Here is a 15,964-nt window from a genome sequence, read left to right as displayed (position 1 = left end):
CATATCGAGTGCATCCGGGGAGAAGCTGCCATCCTGTCCCGGAGGCTCCATGACTCTTCGTCTGTCGCTCTTCGCCTTGTGCGCCACCGCCTTGGCCCTGCTGGCCGGCCCGGCGCTGGCGCGCTGTTCCAAGAACCTGGTCGAGCTCGGTCCCACCCTGCAGGGCCGCGGTGTGCAGATGGCCTCGCTCGACGGGGCGCAGATGGCGGCGGACACGGCGAGCCGCGCCATCATCACCTTCCTCGGCCATGCCAGCTTCGAGATCGACACGCCCCAGGGCGTGCGCGCCATCACCGACTACAACGGGCTGAACGGCTTCGGCCGCAAGCCCGACATCGTGACGATGAACAACGCGCACTCCACGCACTACACCGACACGCCCGAGGAGGGGATCACCTACGTGCTGCGCGGCTGGCCGAGCGAAGCCGGCCAGACCGAGGCGCGCCACGACGTCTCGCTCAAGGACCTCAAGGTGACGAACCTGCCGACCAATGCGCGCGACTGGGGCGGCGGCTCGGCGCGCATCAACGGCAACTCGATCTTCACCTTCACCATCGGCGATCTCTGCATCGCCCATCTCGGTCACCTGCATCACCGGCTGACCCGGGACCATCTCGACGAGCTCGGCCGCATCGACGTGCTGATGGTGCCGATCGACGGCGCCTACACCGTGGGCCTGCCGGTGATGGTCGAGGTCATCCGTCAGATCCAGCCACGGATCGTGCTGCCGATGCACTATTGGGGACGCGGCCAGGTCGCGCGCTTCGAGGAACTGATGGCGGACCAGGACGCCGTCTTCATCTGGCCCGACCGCCGCACCATCGAGGTCGCGCACGACAAGCTGCCCGAGAAGCTCACCGTCTATGTCGTCGGCGGCAATGGCGGCGACTGATCCTGTTGATACCGCGAGCTGGCTGGAACACTGGACTCTCGACGCCGATGGCGAACCGCTGAGGACCCACACAGCCTGCTGTTACCGGTGCGGCGCAACGGTGAGCCGGCCATGCTCAAGATCGCGCATGAAACCGGAGGAGCGCCGCGGCAGCCAGCTCGCGTCGGCTGCGCTCGGATGCTGATCCGTCAGCCCTGCTTGGCCATCCCGTCGGCGAGCATGCTCAACGCCGTGTCGCGAGTGTCAAAGACGAGTTGGCGGGCGAAGCCCTCGGCGGCCTTGGCGTCGCCCGCGAGGATCGACCGGACCAGACCGTGCCAGTTGGCGATCGATTGCCGACGTCGGTCGGACGTCGACAGGCTGAGCTTCGTATAGCGGGCGGTCTGGCGGCCGAAAGACAGGATCAGGTCGGCCAGCCGCCGACTGCCGGCATTGCGCACGCAGAACTCGCTGATCGCCAGACTCGCGCGGGCATAGGCCTCGGCATCGTCGAGCGATCTTTCCAGTTCGGCACAGAGGCGTTCCAATTCGGGCCTGCCGGCCGGGGGGAGGGCGGCCACGAGACGCTCGCAGGCCAGGCCCATCAACTGGGCGCGAATATCGAAGATGTCCTCGACCTCGGCGGCGCTCAGCGCCGTCACCTGCGCGCCGCGCTGCGGCAGGATCGTCACCAGCCCTTCGCTTTCGAGGATGCGCAGGGCCTCGCGAACCGACGCCCGGCTGACCCCAAAGGCGCCCGCGAGATCGACCTCGCGCAACTTCTGGCCCGGCTTGAATTCGTTCTCGACGATGGCCTGCCCGATCCGCACCGCGATCTGCGCGGGTAGGGTGGCGTAGATGTCGTAGGTCTTTTGGACGGGTGCGGCCATGGGTTGGAACCCTCTAGCGGCATTTCGCTCTTGCTTCCAGCAAGTAGGTGCCCGAATGTCTGTAATTAATAATGTCGACATTCAGACGGAGGAAGAATCTCATGAAGGAGTTCGAACTGGAGGAAGTCCTCGGCCGCTCGGCATGGCTCGGTCAGGACCTGCAGAAAAGCGACGAATGGCTCTACCGGCTGAGCCCTGACGAAATCGCCGAGATCGACGCCGCTTTGCGCCATCTCCAGTCCACCGGCCACCAGATCCCGGAGATCGGCAAGGAACATTTCCCGTTGCCGCGTTTCGCGCGGACTTTGCGGCTGATCCAGACGGAGATCGAGAACGGCCTCGGGATCCTGCTGATTCGTGGCCTGCCGCGCGACCGATACAGTGCCGAAGAAATGGGTCTGATCTATTGGGGCATCGGAGCACATTTCGGGCGCGCCGTGGCGCAGAACGCACAAGGCGACGTGCTCGGCCACGTCCGCGATCTCGGCCGCGACCAGTACAAGGACATGCATGCACGCGGCTATCAGACCGCCAACCTCCTGCCGTTCCACAACGACTCCTGCGACATCGTCGGCCTGTGCTGCCTCGAGACGGCGCAGAGTGGCGGCCTTTCCGCCGTTGCCAGCTCGGTTGCGGTCTACAACGCGATGCTGCGCTCGCGCCCCGACCTCGTGAAGGTCCTGGCCCAGCCGTTCTATGCCGACCGGCGCGGCGAAGAGTCGGAAGGGCAGAAGCCCTACTACATCACGCCCATCTTCATCTGGCACAAGGGCCGGATGTTCAACCGCTTCAATCGCACTTTCATCGACTCCGCGCAGCGCTTCAACGAGGTGCCGCGACTGACGAAGCTGCAGATCGAGGCGCTCGATACCGTGGCGGCCTACTGCAAGGATCCCGTGTTCCGTCTCGATATGAAGCTGGAGCGTGGCGACATGCAGTTCGTGAACAATTACTGCGTGCTGCACTCGCGCACGGCCTTTGTCGATCACAGCGAACAGGATCGCAAGCGCCACCTGCTGCGTCTGTGGCTTCGGACGGCGGCCTTCACTGACTACCCCGCCGCTTTGCGCGACCGCTACGAGGACATGGACAAGTGGCGCAGCAGCCCGCGTCCGCCGTCTTACAGCTTCGTCACCATGAAGGAGGTGACGACCCACTGACGCTGCCTCGTCTCGGCCGAATTAACCAAGAAAAACTGGAGGAAACATGACGATGACGAGGCGTGCGCTGGCCACGGTGCTGGCGCTGATGCTGTCGTGTGTGCCCGCAATGGCGCAATATCCGGACAAACCGGTCAAGCTGGTGGTGCCGTTCCCGCCGGGCGGTCCGACGGACGTCTTTGCGCGCGTCCTGTCGGCGGCGCTGGCGGAGCAGCTTGGTCAGCAGGTCGTGATCGAGAACAAGGGCGGCGCCGGCGGTACGGTCGGCACCGACCTGGTCGCGAAGGCCAAACCCGACGGTTACACGCTTCTGTTCGGCACGGCTGCCACGCATGGCATCAACGTATCGCTCTACCAGCAGCTTCCGTACGATCCGCTGAAGGATTTTGAACTCGTGGCGCTGGCCGGCCTCGTGCCGATGGTGCTGCTGGTCTCGCCCGAGCAGCAGCGCACGCTCCCCGAGCTGATCGCCAAGCTGAAGGCCGACAAGGGCAAGTCGAGCTACGCCTCGTCGGGCAACGGCACGACCAATCACCTTGCCGGCGAGCTGTTCAAGACGCGCGCCGGCGTCGAGGCCGTGCACGTGCCCTATCGCGGCTCCGGGCCGGCGCTGCAGGACCTGATGGGCGGCCGCGTGACCTTCATGTTCGATTCGTTCGGCACGTCGCTCGAACAGATCAAGGCCGGCAAGCTCTATGCCGTCATCATCATGGCCGACAAAAGGAGCACTGCACGCCCCGACGTGCCGACCGCAGCAGAGGCAGGCCTCGCAGACTTCGTGGGTGGTACCTGGAACATCGTGGCGGTGCCGGCCGGCACGCCCAAGCCAATCGTGGACCGGCTGAACGCCGCCATCAACAAGGCGCTGGTCAGTCCGGCCGTGGCGGAACGACTGCAGCAGCTCGGAATCGAAGCGGTCACGGATTCGACGCCGGCCAGCACGCGCGCCTTTGTGACGGCCGAAATCGCCAAGTGGCGTGACGTCATCCGTGCCGCCGGCGCGAAGGTGGACTGACCATGCGGCTTATCCTCGCTTCGCTCTTCGCCTGTGTCGTCGGGCTGCTTTCGGCCGGGCAAGCTGCTGCACAATATCCCGACAAGCCGCTGCGCATGGTTGTGCCGTTCCCGCCGGGCGGCCCGACCGACCTGATCGCGCGCGTTGTCGCCGTCGGCATGGCGGCCGATCTCGGCCAGCAGGTCATCATCGACAACAAGGGCGGCGCCGGCGGCAACGTCGGGACCGAGATGGTCGCCAAGTCGAAGCCCGACGGCTACACGCTGCTGTTCGGCACGGCTGCGACGCACGGCATCAACATCTCGCTCTACAAGAACCTGCCCTATCACCCGGTGAAGGACTTCGAGCTGGTCGCGCTGGTCGGCCTCGCGCCGATGGCGTTGCTGGTACCGCCGGGACAGCCCACGAAGCTGCCCGACCTCATTGCCAAGCTGAAGGCCGAGCCCGGCAAGGCGAGCTATCCGTCCTCCGGTAACGGCACGACCAACCATCTGGCCGGCGAACTGTTCAAGACACGCACCGGAGTCGACATCTTGCACGTGCCCTATCGCGGAACGGGACCGGCGCTGCAGGACCTGCTCGCAGGACGGCATACGCTGATGTTCGCCACGCTGGGACCGGTGATGGAGAATGTTCGGGCGGGGCAGCTGATCCCGATCGGGTTGATGGCCGACAAGCGCAGCACGGTGATGCCCGACATCCCGACGATGAAGGAAGCCGGCCTGCCCGATTTCGTGGGCGGCACTTGGAACATAATCGCCGTACCGGCGGGCACGCCGGCGGACATCGTCCGCCGCCTCAACGCTTCCATCTACAAGGCGCTGGCCGATCCGACACTGGGTGAGCGACTCAAGTCCCTGAACGTCGAGGCGAGTGAAGCACTGACGCCCGCGGAAACGAAGGCGTTTGTCGAAGCCGAGATCGAGAAGTGGCGCAAGATTGTGAAGGCTGCCGGCGCGCAGGTCGACTAGGTGGTGTGGACTCTTGGGGGATTCCGTTCGCTGATGGATTGTGATTCGAAGCTGTCTTTTGGAGGCAGCGTTGAGTGCTTTGGACCGTCTGATCCTGCGAGACGATCAATGGGCCAGGATATCGCCGCACAGCATCGGCGATGAGCGCACGCGCGGCTCCTCGGGCCGCGACAACCATCTGTTCGTGGAGGCAGTGCTGTGGATCGTGCGCACCGGCTCGCCGTGGCGCGATCTGCCCGAGGTGTTCGGCGAATGGAACAGTGTCTTTCGCCGCTTCAGCCGCTGGAGCCGCAAGGGTGTCTGGCTGCGAATGTTCCAAGCCATGTCGGACGATCGGGACTTCGAGTACCTGATCGTCGACTCGACGATCATTCGCGCGCATCAGCACGCTTCAGGCGCCAAAAAGGGGGGGGTCTGAAGATCAGGCCCCCTCGGCCGATCCCGCGGCGGCCTGAGTACCAAGATCCATATGGCGGTGCGCGGGCTTGGCTGCCCCGTCCGCTTCCTCCGCACGGCCGGCCAGAAAGGCGACGCACCTCAAGCCGACGCTTTGATCGAAGGCCTGCCTGCCGACTTCGTGATGGGCGATGCAGCCTATGACAGCGACAGACTACGGCAGGGTATCGCAGCAAAAGGTGCCGAGGCGGTCATTCCCAACAACCCGTCGCGAGCCCAGAAACACCCGATCGACAAGCACCTCTATGCTCAGCGTCACCTGATCGAGTGCTGCTTCTCAAAGCTCAAGCAGTTCCGACGGGTCGCCACACGCTTCGAGAAAACCGCGCGCAACTACTTCGCCGTCGTCACCCTCGCCGCTATCGTCCTATGGATCAGATAACTGTCCACGCTGCCTAGAGGCTGAGGTTGGTGCGCGCCAGGTCGATGAGTTCTTTCGCGCGGCCGTCCATCACCGCTCGTGTCAGGTACATGCTGAACCCATAGGCCTGCTCGAGTGTTGTCTCGGGAGGCATGACGAGTTCCTGACGGGCGCTCACCACGTCGACCAGTACAGGACCCTTGTGGGCCAGCGCCTCGCGCATGACGCCCTCGAGTTTGGCTGGATCCTCAACCCGGAAACCCTTGACGCCCATAGCCTCGGCCATGGCTGCGAAGTTAGGGTTCCTGAGCTCGACCGCGGTGTCGACGAAGCCAGCCGCCTTCATTTCCAGTTCGACGAAGCCCAGCGTGCCGTTGTTCAGCACTACGACTTTCACCGGCAGGCCGAGCTGCGACAGGCTGATGAAGTCGCCCATCAGCATTGCAAAGCCGCCGTCGCCGGACATCGAGATGACCTGACGTCCCTTGTGGGAGGCCTGTGCGCCGATCGCTTGAGGCATCGCATTGGCCATGGAAGCGTGGTTGAACGAGCCGATCAGGCGCCGTTTGCCGTTCATCTTGAGGTAGCGCGCTGCCCAGACCGACTGGGTACCGACATCGCAGGTGAAGATTGCATCCTCATCGGCCAAGTCGCTGATCAAGCGGGCGACACATTGCGGGTGGATCTGCTTGCCGTCGGTGCGGCCTTCGGCAAGGTCGTCGAGATCGGCGCGCGCTTTGCGGTAGTGGGCGAGGGCAGCATCGAGGAAGCTGCGGTCCGTCCGGGCCTTCAGGCGCGGCAGCAGCGCCGCGATCGTGTCCCCGACATCTCCGACCACGCCGATGTCTAGGCGGCAGCGGTTACCCAGGCTTTCGGGCCGGATGTCGACCTGCGCGACACGGGCCTTCTCGGGATAGAACTGGCGATAGGGGAAGTCGGTGCCCAGCAGGAGGAGCGTGTCGCATTCCTTCATCGCGGCATAGCCCGAGGAGAAGCCGATCAGGCCCGTCATGCCGACATCGAACGGATTGTCGTACTCGACATGCTCCTTGCCACGCAGAGAGTGCACGATCGGCGCGTTCAGCCTGCGCGCGAGTTCGACGACGGCGTCGTGCGCGCCAGCGCAGCCCGCGCCGCACATCATCGTGACCTTGCTGCCGCCGTTGAGCAGATCGGCCAGCGCGTCGAGATCGTGGTCGGATGGTCGGACAATCGGCGGGCTGGGTGCGAACCATTTCCCGGCCTCGACTTCGGTTTTCATCAGGGCGACGTCACCCGGAATGACGATGACCGCCACGCCCTTTTCGGCGATGGCGATGCGGATCGCCTTTTCCAGTACGCGGGGCATCTGCTCCGGATTGCTGACTGTTTCGACGTAGTGTGCGCACTCGGCGAAGAGCTGCTCCGGATGCGTCTCTTGAAAATAGTGACCGCCGATCTCGGCACTCGGGATGTGTGCGGCGATGGCCAGCACGGGCACACGGCTGCGGTAGCAGTCGAACAGGCCGTTGACGAGATGCATGTTACCGGGCCCGCAGCTTCCCGCACAGACCGCCAGCTTGCCGGTCAGATGAGCCTCGGCGCCGGCAGCGAACGCGCCGGCCTCTTCGTGGCGCATGTGGACCCACTCGATCCCCTTCATGCGACGCAGCGAGTCCGTGAAGCCATTCAGCGAATCGCCTGCAACGCCGTAGATGCGTTCCACGCCTGCTGCCCGCAGGGTCTCGGCCATAAGATCCGCGATCGTCTGTGCCATGTCATCGCTCCCCGCTAATTGCGTTTCCGGCGCCAGATGCGTCCGCATCTCAACATAACGCAATTCGGCTCGCGAGGCGCGTGGCCGCAGGACCACGCCGTCGAGGCGAAGCGGGAGCGCCGAAAGATCGGGGTAGCTGAAGCGCAGGCCGACCAGGCGCTAAGCGCCGCGTCCCTTCTCGAAACCGGCGAGGAACTGCACGAGGTTGCGGCCGAGATCGTCCCCGAGATAGCCGCCTTCCTGCACGAGCACCGTCGGCAGGCCCAGGCGCGCGATCTTCTCGGCCATGGCGTGGAAGCCCGCGCCGGTGACCTTGAGGCCCTGCAGCGGATCGCTTTCGCTGGCGTCGAGACCAAGCGCCACGACGAGCGCCGTCGGCTGGAACTCGCGGATGCGTGCGAGGGCCCTGTCACCGGCCTCGAGCCACGGCGCGTCGGGCGAGCCGAGCGGCAGCGGCAGGTTGAGATTGAAGCCCTGGCCCTTGCCGGCGCCGTGCTCGTGCGCGTGGCCCCAGAAGAAGGGGTAGTAATGGTCGGGATCGGCGTGGATCGAGACGGTAAGCACGTCGTCGCGCTCGTAGAAGATCCCCTGCGTGCCGTTGCCGTGATGCACGTCGACATCGAAGATCGCGACGCGCTGATGTTTCGTGCGCAAGCGTTGCGCGGCGACGGCGGTGTTGTTCAGAAAGCAGAAGCCGCCCGCCATGTCGGCATAGGCGTGATGGCCCGGCGGCCGGCAGAGCGCATAGGCATGGTCTTCGCCCGCCAGCACCATGTCGGCCACGGTCGCGGCGACCTCGGTGGCGGCGAGAGCCGCGTCCCAGGTGTGCGGCCCGATCGGGCAGCCGGTATCGACCTGGTGCCAGCCGGCGCGGCCCGCGAGCGCCTTCGGATACGAAGCATGGGCGCGTGCCGGATGGACGTTGGGCACCACCTCCGGACCCGCACCCGGCAGCTTCGCCCATTCGCGCGCGGCGATCTGCAGGAAGTCGAGATAGTCCGGCGTATGCACGGTGGCGGCCGGCGCCGGTCCGTATGATTTCGGCGGCAGGATCGTATGGCCCGCTTCCGTGGCGGCAGCCAGCAGGCGGGTGGCGCGTTCGGGCTGCTCGGCGCTGCGTAGCTTGGTGCCGCGCACGACGAAGTGCTGCGGGTCGTGCTGGGCGTGCTTCTCGGAATAGACGATTTTCACGGTAGGACCTCAGGTCGTCACGATGGCCTTCGCCGTCCTGAGGGCGGCGATCTCGTCATCGCTATAGCCCACCTCGCGCATGATCTCGACCGTGTGCTCGCCGATGCCGGGCGACTTCTGCCGCGTCTCGACCGGTGCTTCGGACAGCTTGATCGGGTTGGCGGCCGACTTCACCGGGCCGATGCCGGGATAGTCGATCTCCAGCACGCTGCCGCGCGCCCGGGCATGCTCGCTCGCCATCACGTCGCTCACCTTGTAGGCGGCGGAGCAGGGCATGCCGGCGGGGATCAGCTTTTCGAGCAACTCGTCGGCCGTGTACTGCAGGAAATAGTCCTCGATCATCCCTTCGAGGAGCGCCCGATGGGCGACGCGGCCGGCATTGGTCTTGAAGCGCTCGTCGTCGAGCCAGTCCTTCCTGCCGAGTGCCGTGCAGAGCATGCGCCAGAAGGCGTCGTTGGTGCCGGCCACGAACACCGGCTGCGTCTTGGTCGGGAAGACGCGCAGCGGGCAGAGGATCGTGTTCGAGGTGCCCATGCGCTCCGGATTCTCGCCGGTGAGGCCGTGATTCGTGATCCAGTGGCTCATCATGTGCATGCCGACGTCGAACAGCGACAGGTCGAGCCGTTGGCCCTTGCCGGTCTTGATCCGGTGCAGCAGCGCGAAGGCGATGCCGCCGGCGCAGGCGAGACCGGTCGAATAATCGATGGGCGCGGTGCCGACGCGGCACATCTCGCCCTGATAAGGGCCGGTCGCATCCATCAGGCCGATCTCGGCCTGGATGCAGGGATCGTATCCCGCACGGGGCGAGTAGGGACCTGTCTGGCCGTAGCCCGAGATCGAGGCATAGACGGTCTGCGGATTGACCTTCGAGACGACGTCCCAGCCGAAACCCAGCTTGTCGATCACGCCCGGCGTGAAGGCTTCCATGAACACGTCTGCCTTCTTGACCAGCCGCATCAGCACGCCCTTGCCGCCCTCGCTGCGCAGGTCGATCGCCAGCCCGCGCTTGTTGCGGTTCATCGACGGCACCCAGGCACCGCCGAAATGCGGCCGGAAATGCTCGCCGTTCAGCGGCTCGACCTTGATCACGTCGGCGCCCATATCGCCGAGGATCTGGCCGGCCGTGGGACCGGCGATGACCTGCGTCAGGTCGAGAACGAGCGTGTCGGACAGCGGAAGCATGCGGTGCGTATCCATTCCTGTAGTGGAGGCTTCAGCAATAGCGGTGCGCAGCCAATCCTGCCAGCGCCGGCCTAGGCGCCCAGCAGGCGTCTGCTCAGCAGGGCGCGCATATCGCGGCGGCCGTCGGCGACGAGGAACACGACAACCTCGCGCTCATAGACGCGATAGACGATACGGTAAGGCTTGAAGTGAACCTCCCGAAAGCTGCGGTTGCCCATGGCCAAAAGCTCGCGCGGATGCGATCCGCGGTCTGGCAAGCTCGTTAGGGACGCAAAGGCTTCCTCGATTCGCTGCGCGACGTGCTCCGCCTTCTCCGGCAAATCGTGGATAGCGATATAGTGGGCAATGTCGTCGAGATCGAGAAGGGCCTGTTCGGTCAGTACGACCGCATAGCGCTTCATTCCGCAGCTCTTGTCCGCTTGATCCTATCGCGGAAGCGCCGCATAGCCTTGACTGCGGGCACGGTCTTGCCTTCGTTGACCTGCTGCTCACCCAGCGCAAGGATCTTGAGGAATGCGAGCGTTTCCTGCGTTTGCTCGTAGCTGACGATATCCTGAATGACGGCGGTGGCTTCGCCATTCTGTGTGATGATCATCGGTTCGCCGCTTTCGGCAAGGCCGCGCACAACCTCGGCGGCATTGGCCTTAAGGTAGCTGATGGGCTTGATCCGGGTGGAGTACTTCATGGTAGGGTCCTCCTAAACCTGGACTGAATTTAGTCCGTTAACGGCTAGCTGACAACGGAGTCGCTATGACCACCGCCGACCGCCCCAATCTTCGCGTAGATCCCGACCGGCTGTGGTCGAGCCTGATGGAACTGGGCCAGATCGGCGGCACGGAGAAGGGCGGCGTCTGCCGGATCGCGCTGACCGACCTCGACCGGCAGGGGCGCGATCTGTTCGTGCGCTGGGCGAGGGAGGCAGGCTGCACGATCAAGGTCGACCAGCTGGGCAACGTCTTCGCACGTCGCGAGGGACGCGATCCGGCGAAGCCGCCGATCATGACCGGCTCCCACCTCGACACCCAGCCGACCGGCGGCAAGTTCGACGGCGCCTATGGCGTGATGGCGGGGCTCGAAGTGCTGCGCGTGCTGCATGATTCGAACTACGTCACCGAGGCGCCGATCGAGGTCGCGGTCTGGACCAACGAAGAAGGCTGTCGCTTCGCGCCGGCGATGGTGGCGTCGGGCGTGTTCGGCGGCGCGTTCACGCTGGAGCACGCTCTGTCGATCAAGGATCGTGACGGGGTGACCTTCGGCGAGGCGCTGAAGCAGATCGGCTATGCCGGCAAGGAGCCGGTTGGTGGCCGGCCGATCGCCGCCTTCTTCGAGGCGCATATCGAACAGGGACCGATCCTGGAGCGCGAGAAGAAGACGATCGGCGTCGTCACGGGTGCGCAGGGCCAGCGCTGGTATGAGATCAACTGGACGGGCATGGAGAGCCATGCCGGCACGACGCCGATGGAAGGCCGCCGCGATGCGCTGGTCGGCGCGGCGGAACTGATCGTTGCCGCGCGCGCCATCGGCAACCGGCCCAACGGTCGCTCGACCATCGGCGTGATCGAGAGCCAGCCGCAGTCGCGCAACACCATCCCCGGGCGCGTATTCATGACGGTCGACTTCCGCCACCCCGACGATGCTGAACTGACGAAGATGGACGCCGATATGCGCGCCGCCGCGGCCGACATCGCCAGGCGCCATCGTCTCGAGGTGAAGATCGAGCAGATCTGGTATTTCCCGCCGTCGCCCTTCGCGAAGGAGCTGGTCGAGGCGGTACGCCGCGGCGCCGAGCAGGCGGGCTATCCGCACATGGACATCGTGAGCGGCGCCGGCCACGATGCCTGCTATGTCAGCCGCGTGGCCCCGACGGCGATGGTGTTCGTGCCCTGCAAGGACGGCGTCAGCCACAACGAGATCGAGGACGCCAGCAAGAGCGACGTCGGTGCCGGCGCGCAGATCCTGCTGCAGGCCATGGTCGAGCGCGCGAATGCTTGATTGGGCGCAGGGCGATCGCTCGACGAAGTTTGTCATCCCGAGCGCAGCGAGGGACCTTTCGCGGCACCGATCAAAGGTCCCTCGCCTGCGGCTCGGGATGACAATGGTGTGGAGTTCGACAGGCGTGCGCCGTTGAAAATCGGAGGTCTGATCTCCGTCGCGGCCGCCGCGCTGGTCGCGACGATCGCCGGCGTGGGCGGAACCTTGCCCGTCGTGCTGGCGGCGGCGCAGGCAGTGGGGGCGACGCCCGATCAGGCGAGCTCCTGGGTCTCGGGGCTCGGTCTCGCCACGGCGGCCAGCGCGCTGCTGCTCAGCGTGCGGTACCGTATGCCGATCATCACCGCGTGGTCGACGCCGGGTGCCGCGCTCATCGCCTCGACCTCCGGCGTGCCGAGCTTCGCGGCAGCGGTCGGCGCCTTCGTGCTGGCGGCGCTGCTCATCCTGCTGACCGCCGCAGTGAAGCCGCTCGGCCGGCTGATCGGCAGGATTCCGCCCAGCATTGCCGCGGCCATGCTGGCCGGCATCCTGCTGCGGCTCGTCATGGCGATGGTCGAGCATGTGCCCACCGCGCCGCTGCTGGTCCTGCCGCTGATCGCCCTGTTCCTGGTGGCGCGCGTTTTCCTCCCGGCGCTTGCCTCGCTGATCGTGCTGGTCGGCGGCGCGCTGCTCGCCTGGTCGCTGGGCCTGGTGAAGCCCTTGCCGTCGCTCGGCCTCTCGACCCTGGTGGTCACCGCGCCGGCATGGGACGTGGCCACGCTCGTCGGCCTGGGCGTGCCGCTCTATCTCGTGACCATGGCGTCGCAGAACCTGCCGGGCTTCGCGGTGCTGCGCGGTTCTGGGTACCAGCCGCCGACGCAACCCATCCTCGCCGTGACGGGCGCGGCGTCGCTGGGCACGGCGTTCCTCGGCGCCCATACGTCGAACCTGGCCGCGATCTCGGCCGCGCTGTGCACCGGTCCCGACGCCCATCCCGATCCGGCGCAGCGCTGGAAGGCGGGGCCGTTCTACGCCCTGTTCTGGGGCCTGATCGCGCTGTTCGGCGCCTCGCTGGTTGGCCTGTTCGGCGCGCTGCCGCCTGCGTTGCTGGCCACCGTTGCCGGCACCGCGCTGCTGGGCTCGATGGCTGGCGCGCTGGGGATCGCGCTGGCCGGCGAGCAGGACCGTCTCGCGGCGGCGGGCACGCTGGCCGTCACCGTCTCGGGCGTCACCCTGATGGGCGTCGGCTCGGCCTTCTGGGGCCTCGTCTTCGGGCTGCTGATCCTAGGGGTCGACCGTCTCACGAAGGCGAAGCGCTAGAGCCGCTGCGCGGTGCGGCTTTGGGCAGGCAACCCCGGGAATCGCTTCCGGGGCGGGGGGCTTTCCCCGTGAGTTATTTCGTTTATTGCGTTTGTTTCGTTTATGGGGGCTGACGGGGCGCCGGGGTGGAGGGTCAAAGGGGATCCCTTTCGAGTCCTTTTCAGATCATGACGCTCCAGGAAAACGCGCGCCGTAGGCTTCGAGCGGCAGGTCGAGGGCGCGGCAGAGGAAGCTGATCGTGTGGCAGTAGCCCGCAAGCGCGATCACTTCGACGATGTGCGCCGCGTCGAAATGGGTGGCGAGCCGGGCCCAGGTTTCGTCGCCGATGGTGCGGCGGTCGACCAGATCGTCGACGGTGGCCAGCAACGCCTGTTCGTCGGCCGACCAGCAGGGCGCATCGGCCGGTCCGTGAACGGTCGCCGCGATCCTCTCCGCGTCGAAGCCGACCTTCTCGGCGAAGAAGGCGATGTGGACGCCCCATTCATATTCGGCCCCGAGCCGTGCCGTCGTGCGGTCGATCACGACCTCGCGCTGACGCAGCGAGAGGGCGCCTTTGTCGAGCAGGCCGCCGGCGAACATCTTCCCGAAGACGCGCGGGTTGCGCGCCATCGTCCGGAACAGGACCAGCGGCGCGACGCCCGGGGGCATGGTGCGCGCCAGGGCGGTTGCGATCTCGGACGGGTAAGGCTCGTCGGCGGGAGCGATGCGGGGCATGGCGGGTCTCCAATCAGTGCGCTACACATTCCGTAGCAACAAGCGACGCAATGCGCTACAAAAAATGTAGTAATGGAGTGTAATGGATGGTGAAGAGGGTGCGCGGCTCGTCGACCGGCCGTCCGATCATGGCGCTGCTCGACCTGCTGGGCCGGCGCTGGACCCTGCGCATCGTCTGGGAGCTGCGCGAGGAGCCTAAGCGCTTCCGCGAGTTGCAGGACCTGATCGGCGCCAGCCCGACCATCGTGAACACGCGGCTGGCCGAGCTGCGCGAGGCGAAGCTGGTCGAGCTGGACGAGGCGACGGGCTACCGGCTCACGGCGCTGGGCAACGAGTTGCTGCGGCTGTTCCTGCCGCTGCACGTCTGGTCGGAGAAGTGGGCGAAGGCGACGACGTAGCCTTCGCCCTCACTACTTCAGGAAGGGATTGTCGCTGCCACGTCCCTTGCGGCGGGGCGGGAAACTCTCGGCGAGATAGTCGAGGATCTCCGTGCGCTCCTCGGCCTTGATCGGCGGCATGCGAAACTTCTCGACCATCAGGTCGAGGGTCGAATCCCAGAGGTCGCGCGTCAGGCCCTGGGCCTTGATCAGTGCCACGCCGTGGCAGGCCGTGCACGCATAGAACGTCAGCTCGCGGTTCTTGCCCTCGGGCAGGTCCTCGACCGTGTCGTTGTGCGGCGGCGGCTTGCCCTTGTCGGGATCGACGACGGGCGGTGCAGCCGCCACCTTGGGCGCCGGCGGCACGTAGACGTACTTGTCCCTGTGCAACTCGCCGGCGCGATCGAAGGCGAGCAGCACGAACGTCGCCGCCAGGCCGAGGACGGCGGCGTGTATCACATTGATCTGGCTCAAGATTCGACGAGCACCCGGATGCGGTTGATCGGATTGGCCCCGTAGCCCTGCGGGTTCCAGTTGGCGGCGGCGAAGGGCTGGGTCACGCCCTTGCTGTCGGTCGCTTTGGCCCAGACTTCGTAGTAGCCCGTGGTCGGCAGCTCGATCGAGGCGCTGAAGTTCTGCCAGGCATACTTGTTGGCCGGCGCGTCGACCTTCGCGGGCTTCCAGGTGACGCCGTAGTCGGTCGAGATGTCGACGGTCTTGATGTCGAAGTCGCCGGCCCAGGCATGGCCGCGCAGGTCGAGCTTGCGCGACGTGAGGCGCGTGCCGTCGGCGGGGAAGGTGATGACCGAGCGGACGGGCATCGATTCCAGGATCGCCATGTCCTTGTCGTTGCCCTTGCTGCCGGGGACGATTGGCGTCTTCGGCACGCGGTAGGAGAAACCGCCCATGCCGGGACCGTCATGCTCCTTGTCGCGGATCCAGATGCGGTTCAGCCACTTGATCGACGCCGAGGCAGGCCAGCCTGGGATGACGAGGCGGACAGGCGCGCCGTGGATCAGTGGCAGGTCCTGACCGTTCAGCTTGAAGGCGATCAGCGTGTGCTCCTCCATGGCCTTGGCGATCGGCACGCCGCGCGAGAGGGTGGGCTTGTCGGTTTCCCCCGCCAGTGTCGGATCGGCGCCGTAGCTGCCGATATAGGTGGCCGAGGTCTTGAGCCCGGCGGCCTTCAGCACGTCGGCCAGACGCACGCCGGTCCACATCGGGCAGCCCGCACCGCCATTGGTCCACTGGTTGCCGCGTGCTTCCGGCGTGAAGAAGGACCGGCCGTTGCCGCCGCATTCCAGCATCAGCTGGTAGGTGACGGCGGGGAATTTTGTCATCAGGTCGCCGACCGTGATCTCCATCGGCGTGTTGACCTCGCCGTCGATCTTGACCTTCCACGCCTTGGGGTCGCCGGTGATGTCGGGCACCTGTCCGTTGTTGCGGATGAACAGCTTGTTGGTCGGCGTGACATTGTCGTCGAGCAGCTCGGCCTGGGTTTCCGCCACGAGCGGCCTGTCGCCCAGCACGGCGAGCTTGGCCTTGCCGTCCATCTCGAGCAGCTTCGGTCCCTTGGCGGCCGCCGGCGCGCCCTGAGCATGAGCCGCGCCCCCAACCGGCAGAGAAGCCCCCAACGACGCACCGACGGTGGCCAGGCCGACCCCCTTCAATACGCTACGACGCGACGCCTTCGACGTTTCGGAACGAAGCATTTTTTTCTCCCTGAGGAGGG

16 protein-coding genes and 1 pseudogene are annotated in these 15,964 nt (G+C 65.9%); 8 read left to right on the top strand and 9 right to left on the bottom strand.

What is annotated here, in order from left to right; genetic code table 11:
• Window positions 1–49: 49 nt before the first annotated feature.
• Complete coding sequence (locus Q7V45_RS21575; protein WP_304855937.1) at window positions 50–892, top strand: MBL fold metallo-hydrolase; 843 nt, start codon at window positions 50–52, stop codon at window positions 890–892.
• Window positions 893–1,080: 188 nt separating this feature from the next.
• Here the strand turns inward: Q7V45_RS21575 and Q7V45_RS21570 are convergent, their stop codons facing one another.
• Entirely contained in the window at window positions 1,081–1,761 is a 681-nt protein-coding gene (locus tag Q7V45_RS21570; protein ID WP_304855934.1) for a GntR family transcriptional regulator, read from the bottom strand.
• 101 nt (window positions 1,762–1,862) lie between these two features.
• On the opposite strand from Q7V45_RS21570, the gene Q7V45_RS21565 reads away from it, so the two are divergent.
• From Q7V45_RS21565 to Q7V45_RS21550, 4 genes and pseudogenes are all read left to right on the top strand, one after another.
• The gene (locus Q7V45_RS21565) at window positions 1,863–2,921 is read left to right on the top strand and encodes a TauD/TfdA family dioxygenase (protein WP_304855932.1); all 1,059 of its coding nucleotides are present in this window, start codon (window positions 1,863–1,865) and stop codon (window positions 2,919–2,921) included.
• Between the two features lie 46 nt (window positions 2,922–2,967).
• A complete protein-coding gene (locus tag Q7V45_RS21560; RefSeq protein WP_304855929.1) occupies window positions 2,968–3,936 on the top strand; it encodes a tripartite tricarboxylate transporter substrate binding protein in 969 nt (322 codons plus the stop codon).
• 2 nt (window positions 3,937–3,938) lie between these two features.
• Complete coding sequence (locus Q7V45_RS21555) at window positions 3,939–4,907, top strand: tripartite tricarboxylate transporter substrate binding protein (RefSeq protein WP_304855928.1); 969 nt, start codon at window positions 3,939–3,941, stop codon at window positions 4,905–4,907.
• Between the two features lie 70 nt (window positions 4,908–4,977).
• Window positions 4,978–5,745 (top strand): annotated as a pseudogene (locus Q7V45_RS21550) (IS5 family transposase).
• A 13-nt stretch (window positions 5,746–5,758) separates the two neighbouring features.
• Here the strand turns inward: Q7V45_RS21550 and poxB are convergent.
• The 5 genes from poxB to Q7V45_RS21525 form a co-directional block, all read right to left on the bottom strand.
• Entirely contained in the window at window positions 5,759–7,480 is a 1,722-nt protein-coding gene (gene poxB / locus Q7V45_RS21545; RefSeq protein ID WP_304855987.1) for a ubiquinone-dependent pyruvate dehydrogenase, read from the bottom strand.
• A gap of 159 nt (window positions 7,481–7,639) precedes the next feature.
• Window positions 7,640–8,671, bottom strand: coding sequence for a histone deacetylase family protein (locus tag Q7V45_RS21540; RefSeq protein ID WP_304855925.1), 1,032 nt, complete (start codon window positions 8,669–8,671; stop codon window positions 7,640–7,642).
• Window positions 8,672–8,680: 9 nt separating this feature from the next.
• On the bottom strand, window positions 8,681–9,853 hold the full coding sequence (locus Q7V45_RS21535; protein ID WP_304855922.1) for a CaiB/BaiF CoA-transferase family protein: 1,173 nt from the start codon (window positions 9,851–9,853) through the stop codon (window positions 8,681–8,683).
• 71 nt (window positions 9,854–9,924) lie between these two features.
• On the bottom strand, window positions 9,925–10,254 hold the full coding sequence (locus tag Q7V45_RS21530; protein ID WP_304855919.1) for a type II toxin-antitoxin system RelE/ParE family toxin: 330 nt from the start codon (window positions 10,252–10,254) through the stop codon (window positions 9,925–9,927).
• Window positions 10,251–10,538 (bottom strand): type II toxin-antitoxin system Phd/YefM family antitoxin, encoded by a 288-nt coding sequence (locus tag Q7V45_RS21525; protein ID WP_304855918.1) that lies wholly within the window; start codon window positions 10,536–10,538, stop codon window positions 10,251–10,253. Before Q7V45_RS21525 ends, Q7V45_RS21530 begins: the two co-directional genes overlap by 4 nt.
• Before the next feature lie 65 nt (window positions 10,539–10,603).
• On the opposite strand from Q7V45_RS21525, the gene Q7V45_RS21520 reads away from it, so the two are divergent.
• Window positions 10,604–11,845 (top strand): Zn-dependent hydrolase, encoded by a 1,242-nt coding sequence (locus Q7V45_RS21520; protein WP_304855916.1) that lies wholly within the window; start codon window positions 10,604–10,606, stop codon window positions 11,843–11,845.
• 132 nt (window positions 11,846–11,977) lie between these two features.
• Window positions 11,978–13,141, top strand: coding sequence for a benzoate/H(+) symporter BenE family transporter (locus Q7V45_RS21515; RefSeq protein ID WP_370692642.1), 1,164 nt, complete (start codon window positions 11,978–11,980; stop codon window positions 13,139–13,141).
• 165 nt (window positions 13,142–13,306) lie between these two features.
• Here Q7V45_RS21515 and Q7V45_RS21510 read toward each other — a convergent pair whose 3' ends face one another.
• Complete coding sequence (locus Q7V45_RS21510) at window positions 13,307–13,855, bottom strand: carboxymuconolactone decarboxylase family protein (protein WP_304855914.1); 549 nt, start codon at window positions 13,853–13,855, stop codon at window positions 13,307–13,309.
• An 86-nt stretch (window positions 13,856–13,941) separates the two neighbouring features.
• Here Q7V45_RS21510 and Q7V45_RS21505 point away from each other — a divergent pair, with 86 nt between their 5' ends.
• Window positions 13,942–14,253, top strand: coding sequence for a helix-turn-helix domain-containing protein (locus Q7V45_RS21505; RefSeq protein WP_304855912.1), 312 nt, complete (start codon window positions 13,942–13,944; stop codon window positions 14,251–14,253).
• Between the two features lie 12 nt (window positions 14,254–14,265).
• Here the strand turns inward: Q7V45_RS21505 and Q7V45_RS21500 are convergent, their stop codons facing one another.
• Complete coding sequence (locus Q7V45_RS21500; RefSeq protein WP_304855910.1) at window positions 14,266–14,706, bottom strand: hypothetical protein; 441 nt, start codon at window positions 14,704–14,706, stop codon at window positions 14,266–14,268.
• Window positions 14,703–15,944 (bottom strand): sulfite oxidase, encoded by a 1,242-nt coding sequence (locus Q7V45_RS21495; protein ID WP_304855909.1) that lies wholly within the window; start codon window positions 15,942–15,944, stop codon window positions 14,703–14,705. Before Q7V45_RS21495 ends, Q7V45_RS21500 begins: the two co-directional genes overlap by 4 nt.
• Window positions 15,945–15,964: the final 20 nt, after the last annotated feature.

Origin of the sequence: Reyranella sp., from assembly GCF_030651995.1 — a bacterium.
GTDB lineage: Bacteria > Pseudomonadota > Alphaproteobacteria > Reyranellales > Reyranellaceae > Reyranella.
This window is presented reverse-complemented; position numbering and strand designations above follow the sequence as displayed.